Source organism: Bradyrhizobium sp. USDA 4532 (assembly GCF_024171315.1).
Classification (GTDB): Bacteria; Pseudomonadota; Alphaproteobacteria; order Rhizobiales; family Xanthobacteraceae; genus Bradyrhizobium; species Bradyrhizobium australafricanum.
The window spans coordinates 6845401-6861031 of sequence record NZ_JALJZN010000001.1; the positions used below are offsets into that span (position 1 = coordinate 6845401).

The 15631-nt window shown below is 64.4% G+C and carries 13 protein-coding genes; 6 read left to right on the forward strand and 7 right to left on the reverse strand.

Annotated features, from left to right (window positions below; translation table 11 throughout):
* Positions 1-18 precede the first annotated feature (18 nt).
* The 3 genes from J2R76_RS31455 to J2R76_RS31465 all read right to left on the reverse strand — a co-directional run bounded on the left by J2R76_RS31455 (position 19) and on the right by J2R76_RS31465 (position 1498).
* Positions 19-249 (reverse strand): F0F1 ATP synthase subunit C, encoded by a 231-nt coding sequence (locus tag J2R76_RS31455; protein WP_016847054.1) that lies wholly within the window; start codon positions 247-249, stop codon positions 19-21.
* Positions 250-304: 55 nt separating this feature from the next.
* A complete protein-coding gene (locus tag J2R76_RS31460; RefSeq protein ID WP_016847053.1) occupies positions 305-1054 on the reverse strand; it encodes a F0F1 ATP synthase subunit A in 750 nt (249 codons plus the stop codon).
* A 72-nt stretch (positions 1055-1126) separates the two neighbouring features.
* The gene (locus J2R76_RS31465) at positions 1127-1498 is read right to left on the reverse strand and encodes an AtpZ/AtpI family protein (RefSeq protein ID WP_028338953.1); all 372 of its coding nucleotides are present in this window, start codon (positions 1496-1498) and stop codon (positions 1127-1129) included.
* A gap of 274 nt (positions 1499-1772) precedes the next feature.
* Between J2R76_RS31465 and J2R76_RS31470 the strand changes: the two genes are divergently transcribed.
* The 3 genes from J2R76_RS31470 (at position 1773) to J2R76_RS31480 (ending at position 3608) form a co-directional block, all read left to right on the forward strand.
* On the forward strand, positions 1773-2396 hold the full coding sequence (locus J2R76_RS31470; RefSeq protein WP_253625308.1) for a 2-hydroxychromene-2-carboxylate isomerase: 624 nt from the start codon (positions 1773-1775) through the stop codon (positions 2394-2396).
* A gap of 30 nt (positions 2397-2426) precedes the next feature.
* Positions 2427-2951 carry a hypothetical protein gene (locus tag J2R76_RS31475; protein WP_076830938.1) on the forward strand — a complete coding sequence of 175 codons (525 nt, stop codon included), beginning with the start codon at positions 2427-2429 and terminating at the stop codon, positions 2949-2951.
* 183 nt (positions 2952-3134) lie between these two features.
* Positions 3135-3608 carry a secondary thiamine-phosphate synthase enzyme YjbQ gene (locus J2R76_RS31480; RefSeq protein WP_076830936.1) on the forward strand — a complete coding sequence of 158 codons (474 nt, stop codon included), beginning with the start codon at positions 3135-3137 and terminating at the stop codon, positions 3606-3608.
* Between the two features lie 92 nt (positions 3609-3700).
* On the opposite strand, the gene J2R76_RS31485 is transcribed toward J2R76_RS31480, so the two are convergent.
* Positions 3701-5365 carry an MFS transporter gene (locus J2R76_RS31485; protein ID WP_035631004.1) on the reverse strand — a complete coding sequence of 555 codons (1665 nt, stop codon included), beginning with the start codon at positions 5363-5365 and terminating at the stop codon, positions 3701-3703.
* A 316-nt stretch (positions 5366-5681) separates the two neighbouring features.
* Between J2R76_RS31485 and J2R76_RS31490 the strand changes: the two genes are divergently transcribed.
* Complete coding sequence (locus tag J2R76_RS31490) at positions 5682-6356, forward strand: response regulator transcription factor (RefSeq protein WP_057019436.1); 675 nt, start codon at positions 5682-5684, stop codon at positions 6354-6356.
* A 193-nt stretch (positions 6357-6549) separates the two neighbouring features.
* Positions 6550-7728, forward strand: a complete 1179-nt coding sequence (locus J2R76_RS31495) for a beta-propeller fold lactonase family protein (RefSeq protein ID WP_076830933.1) — start codon at positions 6550-6552, stop codon at positions 7726-7728.
* Positions 7729-7913: 185 nt separating this feature from the next.
* Here the strand turns inward: J2R76_RS31495 and J2R76_RS31500 are convergent, their stop codons facing one another.
* The 3 genes from J2R76_RS31500 to J2R76_RS31510 form a co-directional block, all read right to left on the reverse strand.
* Complete coding sequence (locus tag J2R76_RS31500; RefSeq protein ID WP_057019434.1) at positions 7914-11423, reverse strand: PAS domain-containing hybrid sensor histidine kinase/response regulator; 3510 nt, start codon at positions 11421-11423, stop codon at positions 7914-7916.
* Positions 11424-11539: 116 nt separating this feature from the next.
* Positions 11540-12769, reverse strand: coding sequence for a 5-aminolevulinate synthase (gene hemA, locus J2R76_RS31505; RefSeq protein WP_076831070.1), 1230 nt, complete (start codon positions 12767-12769; stop codon positions 11540-11542).
* A gap of 184 nt (positions 12770-12953) precedes the next feature.
* Positions 12954-14018 (reverse strand): MBL fold metallo-hydrolase, encoded by a 1065-nt coding sequence (locus tag J2R76_RS31510; RefSeq protein WP_026191925.1) that lies wholly within the window; start codon positions 14016-14018, stop codon positions 12954-12956.
* A 243-nt stretch (positions 14019-14261) separates the two neighbouring features.
* Here J2R76_RS31510 and J2R76_RS31515 point away from each other — a divergent pair, with 243 nt between their 5' ends.
* Complete coding sequence (locus J2R76_RS31515) at positions 14262-15290, forward strand: IS110 family transposase (protein ID WP_057016162.1); 1029 nt, start codon at positions 14262-14264, stop codon at positions 15288-15290.
* Positions 15291-15631: the final 341 nt, after the last annotated feature.

The following is a 15631-nucleotide window of genomic DNA, read 5'->3' on the forward strand; positions in this document are numbered from 1 at the left end:
GCGGAACCGGCGTGCCGCTCAGAGCGGAACGAACAGCAGGAGCAGCGCGATCAGCAGCGAGAAGATGCCGAGCGCTTCGGTCACGGCGAAGCCGAAGATCAGGTTGCCGAACTGGCCCTGAGCGGCCGACGGGTTACGCACCGCAGCGGCGAGGTAGTTGCCGAAGATGATGCCCACGCCGACGCCCGCGCCGCCCATGCCGATGCACGCGATGCCCGCGCCGATAAGTTTTGCTGCTGCCGGTTCCATATGTAGCTCCTTGAGAAAGATAGACAGATTGGTGGGTGGAGATTCCCCGGACCGCTTAGTGTCCCGGATGAATGGCGTCGTTGAGGTAGATGCAGGTCAGGATCGCGAACACGTAGGCCTGCAGGAACGCGACCAGCAGTTCGAGGGCATACAGCGCAATCGTGAGCGCCAGCGGCAGCACGCCGCCGACCCAGCCGAGCGCGCCCAGCGAGAAGCCGAGCATCGCGACGAAGCCCGCGAACACCTTCAATGCGATGTGGCCGGCCAGCATGTTGGCGAACAGACGAACGCTGTGCGAGACCGGCCGCAGGAAGAACGACAGGATCTCGATGAACATGACCAGCGGCAGGATGTAGATCGGAACGCCGTGGGGGACGAAGATGCTGAAGAATTTCAGGCCGTTCTTGTAGACGCCGTAGATCAGGACGGTGAAGAACACCAAAAGCGCGAGCGCCGCGGTGACGATCAGGTGGCTCGCGATCGTGAAGGTGTAGGGGATGACGCCGACCAGGTTCGAGACGCAGAGGAACATGAAGAGCGAGAAGATCAGCGGGAAGAACTTCATGCCTTCCGCGCCAGCCGTGCTGCGAATCGTGGTGGCGACGAACTCGTAGGAGATCTCGGCGACCGACTGCAGCCGTCCCGGAACCAGTTCCCGGCCGCTCGCCAGCATCAGCAGCGCAATCAGCAGCACCGCGATGAGCATGAAGAGCGAGGAATTGGTGAAGGCGATCGTGTGATTGCCGATGTGGCCGAGCGTGAAGAGGGGCTCGATATTGAACTGGTGGATCGGGTCGATTTTCATCCGCGCGGCTCTTGGTCCACCGGCTATCGTGCCGGTAATCGAATTTCAAATGTCGTGACTTCCCGCCAGCGCTCAGCGCTTGCCCGAGGCCACGCCCGCGGACCTCACCACGTTGACCACCCCGGCGACGAAGCCGAGCAGCGTTAACACGATGAAGCCGAATGGCGACGTCGACAGCAAACGGTCGAACCCCCAGCCAATCGCCGCTCCGACGGCAACGCCCGCGATCAGCTCCGAGGAAAGACGAAAACCGAGCGCCATAGCCGAAGCTCTGGCCGCACTGTCCCCGCTTTCATTACCGGATTGATCAGTCTTGCTCCTGCGGCTGTCGCGAATTTCTGACAACCGATGATCGAGACTTCCGAGCCTTGCGGAAAGCGCAGCTTCGTCAGGAGGCGATTGATCGCGACTTCCATTTGCGCCGTCGTTGGTGTTCTCAGCCATGCTGGAAACACTAACCGATGCCGCGGATGATGGAAATTGCGCCCGTCCCCGTCAAAAGCCGCGCGGACCATACTTACCGCGTCTAATCAAGTCAAGATTGCGTCGTAACCAGTTATTGCTTTGATTCTGCTGGTTTTATTTGGAGATATTCAAGGTCAGAGTGACGCAGTGATCGCAGTGCAACAGCTTGCGTGGCATTGAGCGATATTGCGTGGCTATTCCCGCTCTGCTGGGATCGCCGAAAGTCCCGTCCTCTCACGCAGTCAGGTTCCGCATGTCGCGCCAGATCGATTACTACTTCTCGCTGCAATCCCCCTGGGCCTATATCGGCCACAAGCCCTTCGTTCGACTCGTAAGCACTTACGATCTCAAGGTAAATTACCAGCCTGTGCTGCTGGTCGATCTGTTCTCCGAGACCGGCGGACTGCCGCTCGCCAAGCGCCATCCGGTGCGGCAGCGCTATCGGATGATCGAGTTGCAGCGCTGGCGCGACAAGCGCGGACTGAATTTTCATTTGCAGCCGGCCAACTGGCCGTTCAACGGGCGCCTTGCCGATGGCGTGGTGATCGCGATGCTCGAGGCCGGCCTCGACCCCGAGCCGTTCTTGCAACGGGCCTATCCCGCGGTGTGGGAGCAGCAGCTTAATCTTGCTGATCCTGCGACGCTGGTGAAGCTCGCCGACGATGCCGGTTTGCCCGGCCGGCAGCTGGTCGAGCGCTCGAGCACTGAAGCGATCAGCGCGGCCTATGAGCAGAATCGCCAGAATGCATTGGACGCCGACGTGTTCGGCTCGCCCGGATATGTGCTCGATGGCGAGGTGTTCTGGGGCCAGGACCGGATCGAATTGCTTGAAGACGCGTTGAAGTCAGGCCGCAAGCCCTATAGCTCTGTGGTCTAGGGCAGGAATCAGGTTGAGGCGGAGCAAGCCATGCCCATCGCGATGTCACCGTCGAAATTGTCCATCGCAATTGCTGCCATCCTGATCGCAAGCGGCGGCGCGGCGATCGCGCAAACCGTGCCGGACACCGAGAATGGCCGCTACGCCTTATCACCCGCCGGCGATGGTTTCCTGCGGCTCGACACGCGCACCGGCGCGGTGTCGACCTGCACCAATTCCAGCGCCGGCTGGGCCTGTTACATGGTGCCGGACGAGCGGGCGGCGCTGGATGCCGAGATCGGGCGCCTGCAAGCCGACAATGACAAGCTCAAGGATGAGCTCGCCGCGCGCGCACCGTCGGCCAAGACCGACGAAGCGTTGCCGAAATCCGATCTGCTGAAGAAGCCGGAGCCCAAGACCGAGCCGAAGGTCGCCGAGGGCGAGCGCAAGATCGAGATCCCGCTGCCGAGCGACCGCGACATGGATCGCATGATGTCGTTCGTGGAGCGGGCCTGGCGGCGACTGATCGAAATGGCCAACCGCGTGCAGCGCGACGTCAATGGCGGCAAGATTTGATGTTGTGCTGGCGCTGTCTCTCCAGCGTCGTCCCGGCCTAGTGCGCAATTGCGCACGGGAGCCGGGACCCATAACCGCCGCTGGGAGTTGGGTGGCCAAGCTGGCAACTCCAAATCTTCGTAACTGAGGGGCCGCGGAGTATGGGTCCCGGCCTTCGCCGGGACGACATAGTGAGAGTTACAGATGAACTCATCGAGGACCATCACGCACTCGGCGCCATCCTCCGTCGCGGCAACCAGCATCGTGTCGTCGCGCCTGGCGGTCGAAACGTCGGGCGCCGGCTTTACCGACATCACGCGCGAGGTCGCCAAATTCCTGCGCGAGGCGCGTGCCGGCGAGGGTGTGGTCACGCTGTTCATCCGCCACACCTCGGCCTCGCTGACGATCCAGGAGAATGCCGATCCGACCGTGCTGGTCGATCTGAAGACGGCGCTCGACCGCGCAGCGCCCGAAGACGGCGGCTGGCGTCACGACACCGAAGGCCCTGACGACATGCCGGCGCACATCAAGACCATGCTGACGGCGACCTCGCTGCAGGTCCCCGTGCTCGACGGTCAGATGGCGCTCGGCACCTGGCAGGGCATCTATCTGATCGAGCATCGCGCCCGTCCGCACCGGCGCGAGATCGTGCTGCAATTCATCGGCGCCACGCGCTGACGCGCGCGACCTGTCTTTTAAGACGCGGCCTCCAAATGACATCGGCCACGGATCGCTCCGCGGCCGATGCATTCTGATCGCGATGTCGACGGTCAGGTCTTGGTGATGTCGACGTCCTTGGTTTCCGGAATGAACAGCGCGCCGACCACGACGGTGATTGCGGCGAAGATGACCGGATACCAGAGACCGGAGTAGATGTCGCCGGTCGAGGCGGTGATCGCGAACGCGGTCGCCGGGAGCAGGCCGCCGAACCAGCCGTTGCCGATATGATAGGGCAGCGACATCGAGGTGTAGCGGATGCGGGTCGGGAACAGTTCGACCAGCATGGCGGCGATCGGGCCGTAGACCATGGTGACGTAGAGCACCAGGATGAACAGCAGGCCGATGACCGCGGCCACCTGCGGACGGAAGACATCGAACGGGTGCGACATCTTCACGATGCCGGCGTCACCCGGCTTCGGATAGCCCGCCGCCTGCACCGCCGCGAGGATTGCGGGGTTCGACGTCTTGGCGTCCGTATACGGCACTTCCTTGTCGTTGATCAGGATCTTCACCGGCGAGCCGGCCGGGCCCGGCACCGTCGAATATTTCACCGACGATTGGGCTAGGAAGGCGCGGGCGGTGTCGCAAGGCGCGCTGAAGACGCGGGTGCCGACCGGATTGAACAGATCGCCGCAGCCGGCCGGATCCGCAACCACCTGCACCTTGACCGTCTCATAGGCCTTCTCCAGCGCCGGATTGGCGTTGGTCGTGATCATCTTGAAGATCGGGAACAGCGTGAGTGCGCCGATCAGGCAGCCCGCCAGGATGATCGGCTTGCGGCCGATCTTGTCCGACAGCGCGCCGAACACCAGGAAGAAGCCGGTGCCGAGCAACAGAGACCAGGCGATCAAGAGGTTGGCGGTGTAGCCGTCGACCTTCAGGATCGATTGCAGGAAGAACAGCGCGTAGAACTGGCCCGTGTACCAGATCACCGCCTGGCCCATGGTCAGGCCGAGCAGCGCGAGGATCACGATCTTGGCGTTGCTCCAGGTCGCGAAGGCCTCGGTCAGCGGCGCCTTGGAGGTCTTGCCCTCCTCCTTCATCCGCTGGAACACCGGCGATTCGTTCAGCCGCAGCCGGATCCAGACCGAGATGCCGAGCAGCAGCACCGACACCAGGAATGGAATGCGCCAGCCCCAGTCGGCGAAGTCCTTTTCGCCGGTGAGGGTTCGCGTGAACAGGATCACCAGCAGCGACAGAAACAGTCCAAGCGTTGCCGTGGTCTGGATGAACGAGGTGTAGTAGCCGCGCTTGCCGGGCGGGGCATGCTCAGCGACATAGGTCGCGGCACCGCCATATTCGCCGCCGAGCGCGAGGCCCTGCAGTAGGCGCAGCGAGATCAGGATGATCGGCGCCGCGATGCCGATGGTCTTGGCGTTGGGCAACAGGCCGACGATGAAGGTCGACAGACCCATGATCAGGATGGTGACGAGGAAGGTGTATTTGCGGCCGACGATGTCGCCGACCCGGCCGAACACGATCGCGCCGAACGGGCGCACCAGGAAGCCCGCGGCGAATGCCAGCAATGCGAAGATGTCGCGGGTCGCCGGCGGATAGTCCGAGAAGAACTGCGCGCCGATGATGCCGGCCAGCGAACCGTAGAGATAGAAGTCGTACCACTCGAACACGGTACCGAGCGACGACGCGAGGATGACGAAACGCTCATCCTTTGTCATGCCGGCGGGCCGCGCCGAAGTTGCAGTCATAGTGGACATCTGGATTGCTCCCCCCGAAATATTGCTGCCATGCTCGCCCCCGGCTGGCGGGTGAGGCCCGAATAGGCCCTCGGCTTGAGATGAAGGTAACATCGCAGTGAAACCCGCCCCAATAAGACTTTTGGCCTTTTCAGGATCGAACCTATCTTCTGAAGGAAGAGCAGGATGGAACGCCTCCGCAGGCGTCTATTGCGGCGCACAAGCTGCGCGGGTTAACCGCGTTGGCATCTGGTATTATCAAGCGCTTGCGTGATACTGCCGCGCGGGCGAAAACCGAGCGACGCGGGTTTGCCTAAAGCCCGCTTGTGGGACTGAGATGACTGCTGCTGCCAATACTCATCTTGTCATCGCCGACGACCATCCGCTGTTCCGCGATGCGTTGCGTCAGGCGGTGTCGAGCGTCGTGAGTTCGGCCACGATCAGCGAGGCCGGATCGTTCGAGGATCTGACCGCGCTGCTGGAACGGGACTCCGAGGTCGACCTGATCCTGCTGGACCTGAGCATGCCGGGGATCAGCGGTTTCTCCGGCCTGATCTATCTGCGGGCGCAGTATCCGGCGATTCCGGTGGTGATCGTATCCGCCAGTGACGATGCCGGGACCATCCGCCGCTCGCTCGACTTTGGCGCTTCCGGTTTCATCCCCAAGCGCTTCGGCGTCGAGACGCTGCGGGATGCCATCATGAAGGTGATGGAGGGCGACGTCTGGGTGCCGCCGGACACCGATCTGTCGGCGGCCGGCGATCCCGACATGACGCGGCTGCGCGACCGGCTGGTGACGCTGACCCCGCAGCAGGTGCGGGTGCTGATGATGCTGTCCGAGGGGCTGCTCAACAAGCAGATCGCCTACGAGCTCGGCGTTTCCGAAGCGACCATCAAGGCCCATGTCTCGGCGATCCTGCAGAAGCTCGGCGTCGAAAGCCGCACCCAAGCCGTGATCGCCGCCGCCAAGATCGCCGGCGGCCAATGGCGCCAGGGCACGCCGCCGACGTAGTCCCGAGCAACTCCAGCTGTGGTTGCCGGGCTCGGGCCACGGCATTGCGAGCCGGCGGGTGGCGCGAAAGCGCGCCCGATGGCACGCTTTCGCGAAGCCATCCAGATCCCATTCAAACTGCGCATCGGTCGAAAACCGAGTATCCTGTCCGGCACCGGCCCGTGAGAGGCCGCGTGCTTTTGGGGAGAACGCCATGATTTCCATCACTCGCGTCGCCGGACTATCTCTGGCTGCGGCAATCCTTCTCGGTATCAGCTCTTTCAATTGCGCTCAGGCCAAGCCCTTGATGATCGTCGGCCTGGACGAGAAGCTGTTGTGGGACGACGACGGCAAGCCGGTGCTGTCCCCGCCCGGCAAGGATCAAGTGCTGATCATCGATCTCGCCGATCCCGAGAACCCGAAGATTGCGGCCTCTCTCCCATTGAAGAACTCGGTAGTCGGCCCCCCGGTCAACGTCGCTATCGATCCGACCGGAACCGTGGCGCTGGTCGCGGATTCGGTCGACGTGGTGAAGGAAGGCGACGCTCTGAAGCAGGTGCCGGATAACAAGATCTATGTGATCGATCTCAAAGCGACCCCGCCCAAGCTGGCAGCGACCATTGCCGGCGGAAAGCAGCCATCAGGGTTGAGCTTCAGTCCCGATGGCAAGATGGCGTTGGTTGCCAACCGCGGGGACAATTCGATCAGCGTGCTTTCGGTCAACGGCACTGACGTCAAGATCACCGACACGATATCGATGCCAGACAGTGTCGCACATGTCGCGTTCGCGCCAGACGGCAAGCACGCGCTGGTCGCGCGTTTTCCCGGGCACAAGATATCGGTGCTCGATATCGCCGGCGACAAAGTCACCTACGCCAAGATAGACCTGCCGGCCGGCCAATGGCCTTACAACGTCGCAGTGACCCCGAACAGCAAGATCGCGTTGACGTCGGACAATGGCAACTCAGGCGCGTCGGACGGCAGCGTCGACACGGCCAGCGTCATCGATCTCGAAGCGAAGCCGCCGCGCATCATCGATCGCGTGGTGGTCGGCGATGGACCGGAGGGGCTTGGCGTCAGTCCGAAGGGGGATCTCGCAGTCTCGGTGATCCTGCGCGGCTCGAACATGAAGAATGCGTTCTTCCATGAGAAGAACGGCAGCGTCTCGGTCCTGAAGATCGACGGCAAGAAAGTGACCAAGACCGGAGATATCGAAGTCGGCGGACTGCCTGAGGCCGCGGTCTTCACGCCTGACGGAAAATACATCCTGGTCGGGAACTACCTCAGCCAGGATTTCTCGATCCTCAAGGTCGACGGAACCAACGTCACCGACACAGGCAAGCGCTTTCAGGTGCCAGGGCACCCGGCGTCGGCCGGAATGGGGCCGAACTAACCCGACGCTTGGCGATCTTGCTGGAGCATGTGATTTTCGGTTGAGCCGGCCACTGCGCAGGCTCGCTTCACCTCTCGCGCTTGCGGGAGGGAGCGCCGTGTCTTTGCCGTGCCTTCATGATGCGATTCGATCCAGTCGCATCATGATCCAATGCGAGATGCGCGCCCGGATTGCGCCGCGGCGCGCTACTCCGCCGCCACCATCTGCTGGGTGCGCCATTGTCCGAGTAGGGCGCGGAGCGAGGCGGGTTTCACCGGCTTGTTCAGCACCGCGATGTTTTCCTCGCGCGCGGCGGCGCGCACCGCAGGGCTGCGGTCGGCGGTGATCAGGATCGCCGGAATGCCGTCGCCGAAGCGGCGGCGGATCTCGCGGATCGCGGCGACGCCGTTGCCGCGGTCGAGATGGTAGTCGACCAGGACGCCGGTGACGCGGCCACCGGCGGCCTCGATCGCGCTGATCGCGCCGTCGGCGTCGAGCACCGCGATCACCTCGGCGTCCCACGCCGTCAGCAGCGTCTTCATGCCGTCGAGGATGGCGGGATCGTTCTCGATGCAGACAATCAGCGAGCCGCTCATCGGCGTCTTCGACAGCGGCGTCGCGGTGGTGACGGCCGCAGTATGGTTGACCGCGGTCGCGACCGGCACGGTGACCGAGAACGCCGAGCCGCCGCTGACATTGGCCGAGATCGCGATGCGGTGGTTGAGCACCCGCGCCAGCCGCTCGACGATCGACAGGCCGAGGCCGAGGCCGCGGGCGATCCGGGCGCCCTGCTCGAGGCGGTGGAACTCCTTGAAGATCTCGCCGCGCTTCTGCACGGGAATGCCGACGCCGGTGTCGAAGATGCTGATCTGGAGCGTGGTGCCGCGGCGGCGGCAGCCGATCAAGACGCGGCCGCGCGGGGTATATTTGATCGCGTTGGAGATGAAGTTCTGCAGCAGCCGGCGCAGCAGCGAGCGGTCGGATTCGACCGGCAGCGAGCACGGCACGAAGCGCAGGTCGAGGCCCTTGTCGCGGGCGATCGGCATGAACTCGATCTCCAGCGAGCGCATCAGGTCGGCCATCCGGAAGCTCGTGATCGCCGGCGTCATGGCGCCGGCATCGAGCCTGGAAATGTCGAGCAGCGCGCCCAGGATGTCCTCGATCGCCTCGAGTGAGTCGTCGATGTTCTCGACCAGGCGCGAATCCTCGCCGCCGTTCTGGCGCTCGACCAGGCTCGTGACGTAGAGGCGCGCCGCATTGAGCGGCTGCAGGATGTCGTGGCTGGCGGCCGCAAGGAAGCGTGTCTTCGAGGCGTTGGCGTCTTCCGCGATGCCCTTGGCGAGCGCGAGCTCCGAATTCAGCCGCGTCAGCTCCTCGGTGCGGTCGCGCACCCGCTTTTCCAGCGTCGCGTTGGCGCGCTCCAGCGCCTCCGCCGCCTCGAAGCTCGGCGTGACGTCGGAGAAGGTGATGACGAGCCCGCCGCCCGGCATGCGGTTGGCACGCACCTCGATCACCAGATGGCGGTCGGTGAAGCGTTCCAGATAAGGCTCGCCCTCGGTGGTGTAGGCGCGCAGGCGGGCCTGCAGCAGGCTGTCGCCGTCGCCGGACGCAGGCGGACTGATCGCGCCCATGAATTCGAGGATTTCGGACAGCGGGATGCCGAGCTGCACCAGATGCTGCGGCAGCCCCAGCAATTCGGAGAACTGGCGGTTGGAACAGATCAGCTGCAGATCGGCGTCGAACACCGCGATGCCCTGGCGCACGTGATTGAGCGCGGTCTGCAGGATCTCGCGGTTGAAGTGCAGGGCGGCGTGGGAGTCGTCGAGCAGTTTCAGCGCGGCCTTGGCCGACACCGTGCGCCGTTGCAGCAGCAGCGACATCACAAGGCGCGAGGACGCGGCCCCGATCGAGGAGGCGATCAACCGCTCGGCATGCTGCAGCAACTCGAAATCGGCCGGAGCCGACGCCAGCAGCACGATGTTGCGGTCGACGGCGAAGGAGGCGAAGGCCTCGCGGGTGCGGTCGGGGCCGAGATATTGCGTCACCGTGCTCTGGATATCCTCCACCGTCACCGTGGTGCGCCAGCGCCGGAAGCTGGGCGCGATCGGGGCCAGCGCGTTGGGCACGAACACGTCGGCCTGCAACAACTCGATCGAGGACGGCGCGCGCGCCAGCGAGAACAGCACATAGGTGAGGATGTTGAGCGCAAGGCTCCACAGCACGCCGTGCAGCAGCGGCGGCAGGTCGGCGCCGAACAGCGCCTGCGGCCGCAACGCCTCGATCCCGAACGGCCCGTGCTGCAGCAGCATCAGGCCGGTGGTCGAGGTTTCCAGGAAGCTCGGGATGAACAGCGTGTAGAGCCACGTCGCGAAGCCGACCAGCATGCCCGCCATGGCGCCGCGTGCGGTGGCTCTGCGCCAGAACAGGCCGCCGAAGAACGCCGGCGCCAGCTGGGTGATCGCGGCAAACGACAGCAGGCCGATCGCGACCAGCTGGGTGTTGCCGAGCGCGCGATAGTAGAAATACGCCAGCACCATGATGGCGAAGATCGAGAAGCGGCGCGCCTTCAGCAGGAAATCGCCAAAGTCCTTCTGGCCGGCGCTGGCGTCGTCGCTGCGCGGCAAGACCAGCGGCAGCACGATGTCGTTGGAGACCATGATCGACAGCGCGACGCATTCGACGATCACCATCGCGGTCGCCGCCGACAGCCCGCCGACGAACACGGCGAGGCTGAGCAATTGCGAATTGCCCTCGATCGGCAGCGCCAGCACGAACATGTCGGCATCGACCGCGCCGAACGGGAAGATGACGAGGCCGGCGATCGCGATCGGAATCACGAACAGGTTGATGGCGATGAGGTAGAGCGGGAACAGCCAGCGCGCCCGGGTGACTTCGGCGGGCGTCGAATTCTCCACCACGCTGACATGGAACTGGCGGGGCAGCAGCATGACCGCGCAGAACGACAGCAGCGTCATGATCAGGAAATTGCCGATCGACGGCACATATTCGATCGCGCGCACCGCCTCCGGCGTCTTCAGGGCGCGCTCGTAGAGCTCGACCGGCGAGAACATCCAGAAGGTGACGAATGCGCCGGCGGCGATGAAGGCGACCAGCTTGACGATGGACTCGGCCGCGATCGCCAGGATCAGGCCGTGCTGGTGCTCGGTCGCGTCGGTGTGGCGGGTGCCGAACAGCACCGCGAACACCGCCATCGCCAGCGTGACCATCAGCGCGATGTCGCCGATCACGGGGATTTTCGAGAACGCCTGGTCCTCGCTCAGGATGGTCTCCAGCGACGCCGCCACCGCCTTGAGCTGCAGCGCGATGTAGGGCACCGAGCCGATGATCGCGATCAGTGCCACGGTCGCCGCCACCGCCTGGCTCTTGCCGTAGCGCGCGGCGATGAAGTCGGCGATCGAGGTGATGTTCTGCGACTTGGCGAGCGCGATCACCCGGCGCAGCAGCGGCGTGCACAATCCGACCATCACGATCGGGCCGACATAGATCGCCAGGAAGTCGATGCTGGTGCGGGTGGCGAAGCCGACCGAGCCGAAGAAGGTCCAGGAGGTGCAGTAGATCGCCAGCGACAGCGGATAGATCCACTGGCTGGCGCGGCCGCGCTCGCCCGGCGAGCTGCGGTCGCCGCGGCTGGCAATGAAGAACAACAATCCGATGTAGGCGAACGCCGTGGCGATTACGCCCCAGTCGTGCAGCATCGCTGCTCATCTCCTGTCCCGGCCGCTGGGGAAGGGCCGGTTGTCAGGATTATAACGCAAAGGACCGGCCGCGCGATGCACGGCCGGCCCAAATTCGGGGTCGGAAGCGGATAGGGTTACTCGGCGGCCAGCGACTTCTGGTGCAGGGGCAGGCCGAGCCGGTCCCAGACCTGGAGCAGCGCCTCGGCCAGCGCGTCGATCAGGCCGTCGTCATGGTAGGGCGAGGGCGTGATGCGCAGCCGCTCGGTGCCCTTGGCGACCGTCGGATAGTTGATCGGCTGGATGTAGATGCCGTGGTCCTCGAGCAGCAGGTCGGAGGCCCGCTTGCACTTCTCGGGATCGCCGACGAACAGCGGCACGATATGGGTGTCGCTCGACATGACCGGCAGGCCGGCGGCGGTCAGGATCGCCTTGGTGCGGGCGGCACGGTCCTGGTGGCGCTCGCGCTCCCAGTTCGAGGTCTTCAGGTGCCGGATCGCAGCCGTCGCGGCCGAGCAGATCGCCGGCGGCAGTGCGGTGGTGAAGATGAAGCCCGGCGCATAGGAGCGCACCGCGTCGATGACCTCGGCGCGGCCCGCGATGTAGCCGCCGAGGCAGCCAAAGGCTTTTGCCAGCGTGCCCTCGACGATATCGATCCGGTGCATCGCGCCGTCGCGCTCGGCGATGCCGCCGCCACGCGGGCCGTACATGCCGACCGCATGCACTTCGTCGAGATAGGTCATGGCGCCGTATTGCTCGGCGAGATCGCAGATCTTGCCGAGCGGTGCGACGTCGCCGTCCATCGAATAAAGGCTCTCGCAGACGATCAGCTTCGGCCGGTCGGGACCGGCGGCGATCAAGAGCTCCTCGAGATGCGCGACGTCGTTGTGGCGGAATATCTGGCGTTCGCAGCCGGCCTGGCGCACGCCTTCGATCATCGAATTGTGGTTCAGCGCGTCCGACAGGATCAGGCAGTTCGGGATCAGCTTGGCGAGCGTCGAGATGCCGGTCTGGTTCGAGACATAGCCCGAGGTAAACAGCAGCGAGGCTTCCTTGCCGTGGAGGTCGGCGAGTTCCGCCTCGAGCTGCACCAGCGGATGATGGGTGCCCGCGATGTTGCGGGTGCCGCCGGCGCCGGTGCCGACCCGGGTCGCGGTCTCGACCATGGCACCGACCACCTTGGGATGCTGGCCCATGCCGAGATAGTCGTTGGAGCACCAGATCACGACGTTGCGGCTGCCCTTCGGCGAATGCCAGGTGGCGTGCGGGAAGCGGCCCGCGATCCGTTCGAGGTCGGCAAACACCCGGTAGCGCCGCTCGTCGTGCAGGCGGTTGAGGGCGGTATTGAAGAACTGGCTGTAATCCATCGGCAAACCCAGAAAGCGGAACCTGACCGGAACGACTGCTTCTTCTTAGAGCTTTTCCAGCTCTAATGTCCATGCATTGACCCACATCTGGGCATGCGTCGCAGTTGGGCAAATTGCCCTAGCCGGGGCCGTTCGGCTCGATTTCGGTCAAATCGCCGGGCGATGCCTTGCCGCCCGGCCGGGTTCAGGTGGTCTTGAAGCGCAGCATGCCGTCGGCGTGCATTTCGGCCGTCAGGCGGCCCTCGACCAGCATGTAATTGACATGGGCGACCAGCTCACCGGCGGCGAAGCCCATCTGGTGCTCGTCCAGCACGTGCTTGTGGAACACCACGGGCACCAGCTCCTTGGAGGTCTGCGGCACCTCGCGGCAGGCCTCGGCGATCAGCCGGCAGCGCTCCTCATGGTGATCGGCGAGCTGCTTGATCCGGGTCTTCAGCCCGTAGAACGGCACGCCGTGGCCCGGCAGCACCATCACGTCGTAGGGCAGGGTGGTGGTCAGGCTTGCCAGCGAGGCCAGATATTCGCCGAGCGAGTTCTGCTCCGGCTCGACCGCCCAGACGCTGACATTGGGCGAGATCTTGCTGAGCACCTGGTCGGCGGACAGGAACAGCTTGTCGGCCGCGCAATACAGCATCACCTGGTCGAGCGCGTGGCCGCCGCCGGTGATCACCTTGAAGCGCCGCGTGCCGATCACGACCTCGTCGCCATGGGTGAGGCGGTGATAGGACGGCGGCAGCACCGACACGCGCTTCAGATAGTCCTGGCCACGGCCGAGCAGCTTCTCGGTGAGGTCCTCGTCCATGCCGTGGCGGCGGAAGAACAGCCGCTGCGCGTTGCGCCGCTCCTCGGTGCCGCGGTTCTGGTGATAGACCGACTGCAGATATTCCACCTGCGACATGAACAGCGGGCAGCCGAAGCGCTCGGTGATCCAGCCGGCGAGACCGACATGGTCGGGATGCGAATGCGTCACGATCAGGCGGGTGACCTTGACGTGTTTCAGCGGCCCCTCGAACAGCGTGGTCCAGGCCGCGATCGATTCCTCATTGCCGAAGCCGGCATCCACCATGGTCCAGCCGTCGCCGTCGGCGAGCAGATAGATGTTCACATGGTTGAGGCGGAACGGCAGCTTCAGCCGCGCCCACAGCACGCCGGGAGCCACCTCCACGACCTGGTCGTGGCCGGGATGGTTCTCCCAAGGGTATCGCAGTGCCTCCGCCGAGGAGTGCACGGGGTCGGTCTTCGTATGCATGCTACCGGCTTAGCGGCACACGGGCCGCCGCGCCAGCCGAAAAATCAGATAGTCGTCCGGAGAATGGGACGAGAAATCGCCGGAATTCCGTAGATGGGGTAACGGGCCGGCCGCCCGCTCGCTACGGCGCAATTTGGAAGCGCGCTCGCGAGCGGCCTGTTGGTTGGAAGGCGGTCGTCCCTCAAACTGATGGTGTTCAACGGAGTCGGGCAAGCCCGCTCCAAGCATCATTAAGGGACGACCATGTACCACTATGCAGGAATTGACGTGTCTTTGGAATGCTCGAGCGTTTGCCTTGTCGATGGGACAGGCAAGATTTTGCGCGAGACGAAGGTTGCGAGCGAGCCGGCGGCGCTGATCGCCTGGTTCCGGTCGCTGGGTCTGGTACTGGAACGGATCGGGCTGGAGGCAGGCCCCTTGTCGCAATGGCTGTATGCGGGTCTGCGAGACGCAGGGCTTGCGGTCGAGCTGCTGGAAACGCGGCACGTTCGCGAAGCCTTCAAGTCGATGCCGGTGAAGACGGACCGCAACGATGCCCGCCGGATCGCGCAGTTGATGCGGCTCGGCTGGTTCCGGCCGGTGCACTGCAAGTCGGTCGCGGCGCAGGAGACCCGCGCCATCCTGACGGCGCGCAAGCTGCTGCAATCCAAGCTTCGCGATGTCGAGAACAGCCTGCGCGGCATACTTCGCGGTTTTGGCCTGAAGGTCGGTGCGACCACCGAGCGCACGTTCGCCGGACGCATCCGCGAGCTCGTGACCGGCCATCCCGGACTGGAGTTGGTCGCGGCGGCGCTGCTCCAAGCCCATGCGGTGCTGCTGCGGGAGTTCAAGAGCCTGGACAAGCACACCCAGAAGCTCGCCAGGACGCATCCATCCGCCAAGCTCCTGATGACAACGCCGTCCGTTGGTCCGATCGTGGCGCTCACCTATGCCGCGGCGATCGACGACCCGAAGCGCTTCCGCTCCTCGAAGGCCACGGGAGCCCACTTTGGGCTCACCCCGAAGAAGTACCAGTCCGGTGAGACCGACTACACCGGCCGCATCAGCAAGATCGGGGATGCCTCCGTGCGCGAGGCACTCTACCAGGCAGCTCACGTCATGCTGACCAAGCCGGTCAAGAATTGCTCGGCATTGAAGAGCTGGGCGATGCGGATCGCCCGGCGCGCAGGCATGCGCAAGGCCAAGGTAGCGCTGGCTCGCAAGCTCGCCGTGATCCTGCATCGCATGCTCGCCGACACCAAACCGTTCAACCCGATGACCAAGGCCATCTAGCCAGGAGCAGCAATCGGTTCCGGGCGGGCCACGACACCAGGCTCTCCCCGAGCGAAGTCCCTCCGCTGGGACGATGGATCCGGTCAGGCCGCCATCCGGGAAGTGGCTCACGACCACGCAATCCGTAGATTGGCCGGCCGGCTCCTCAATGCACCCCATCAGGCGACGGCCTTCGCGCCGATCCCGTACAGAAGCAAGTGCCCGGCGAGTGGATGACGCGAAAAGGGATTGACTAACCAAGGCCCGTTACAGAAGCCCGGATGAAGCGAACGGTCTTGCGAATACGTGCCCGTCATTCCGGGGCGCCTCGAAGAGGCGAACCCGGAATCTCGAGGTTCCGG

Bases quoted from the DNA above. Each gene is read 5' to 3' on its own strand.
- J2R76_RS31455 (WP_016847054.1), bottom strand. From the start codon at position 249: ATGGAACCGGCAGCAGCAAAACTTATCGGCGCGGGCATCGCGTGCATC.
- J2R76_RS31510 (WP_026191925.1), bottom strand. From the start codon at position 14,018: ATGCATACGAAGACCGACCCCGTGCACTCCTCGGCGGAGGCACTGCGA.
- J2R76_RS31485 (WP_035631004.1), bottom strand. From the start codon at position 5,365: ATGTCCACTATGACTGCAACTTCGGCGCGGCCCGCCGGCATGACAAAG.
- J2R76_RS31490 (WP_057019436.1), top strand. From the start codon at position 5,682: ATGACTGCTGCTGCCAATACTCATCTTGTCATCGCCGACGACCATCCG.
- J2R76_RS31515 (WP_057016162.1), top strand. From the start codon at position 14,262: ATGTACCACTATGCAGGAATTGACGTGTCTTTGGAATGCTCGAGCGTT.
- J2R76_RS31460 (WP_016847053.1), bottom strand. From the start codon at position 1,054: ATGAAAATCGACCCGATCCACCAGTTCAATATCGAGCCCCTCTTCACG.
- hemA (WP_076831070.1), bottom strand. From the start codon at position 12,769: ATGGATTACAGCCAGTTCTTCAATACCGCCCTCAACCGCCTGCACGAC.
- J2R76_RS31465 (WP_028338953.1), bottom strand. From the start codon at position 1,498: ATGGCTGAGAACACCAACGACGGCGCAAATGGAAGTCGCGATCAATCG.
- J2R76_RS31480 (WP_076830936.1), top strand. From the start codon at position 3,135: ATGAACTCATCGAGGACCATCACGCACTCGGCGCCATCCTCCGTCGCG.
- J2R76_RS31495 (WP_076830933.1), top strand. From the start codon at position 6,550: ATGATTTCCATCACTCGCGTCGCCGGACTATCTCTGGCTGCGGCAATC.
- J2R76_RS31475 (WP_076830938.1), top strand. From the start codon at position 2,427: ATGCCCATCGCGATGTCACCGTCGAAATTGTCCATCGCAATTGCTGCC.
- J2R76_RS31470 (WP_253625308.1), top strand. From the start codon at position 1,773: ATGTCGCGCCAGATCGATTACTACTTCTCGCTGCAATCCCCCTGGGCC.
- J2R76_RS31500 (WP_057019434.1), bottom strand. From the start codon at position 11,423: ATGCTGCACGACTGGGGCGTAATCGCCACGGCGTTCGCCTACATCGGA.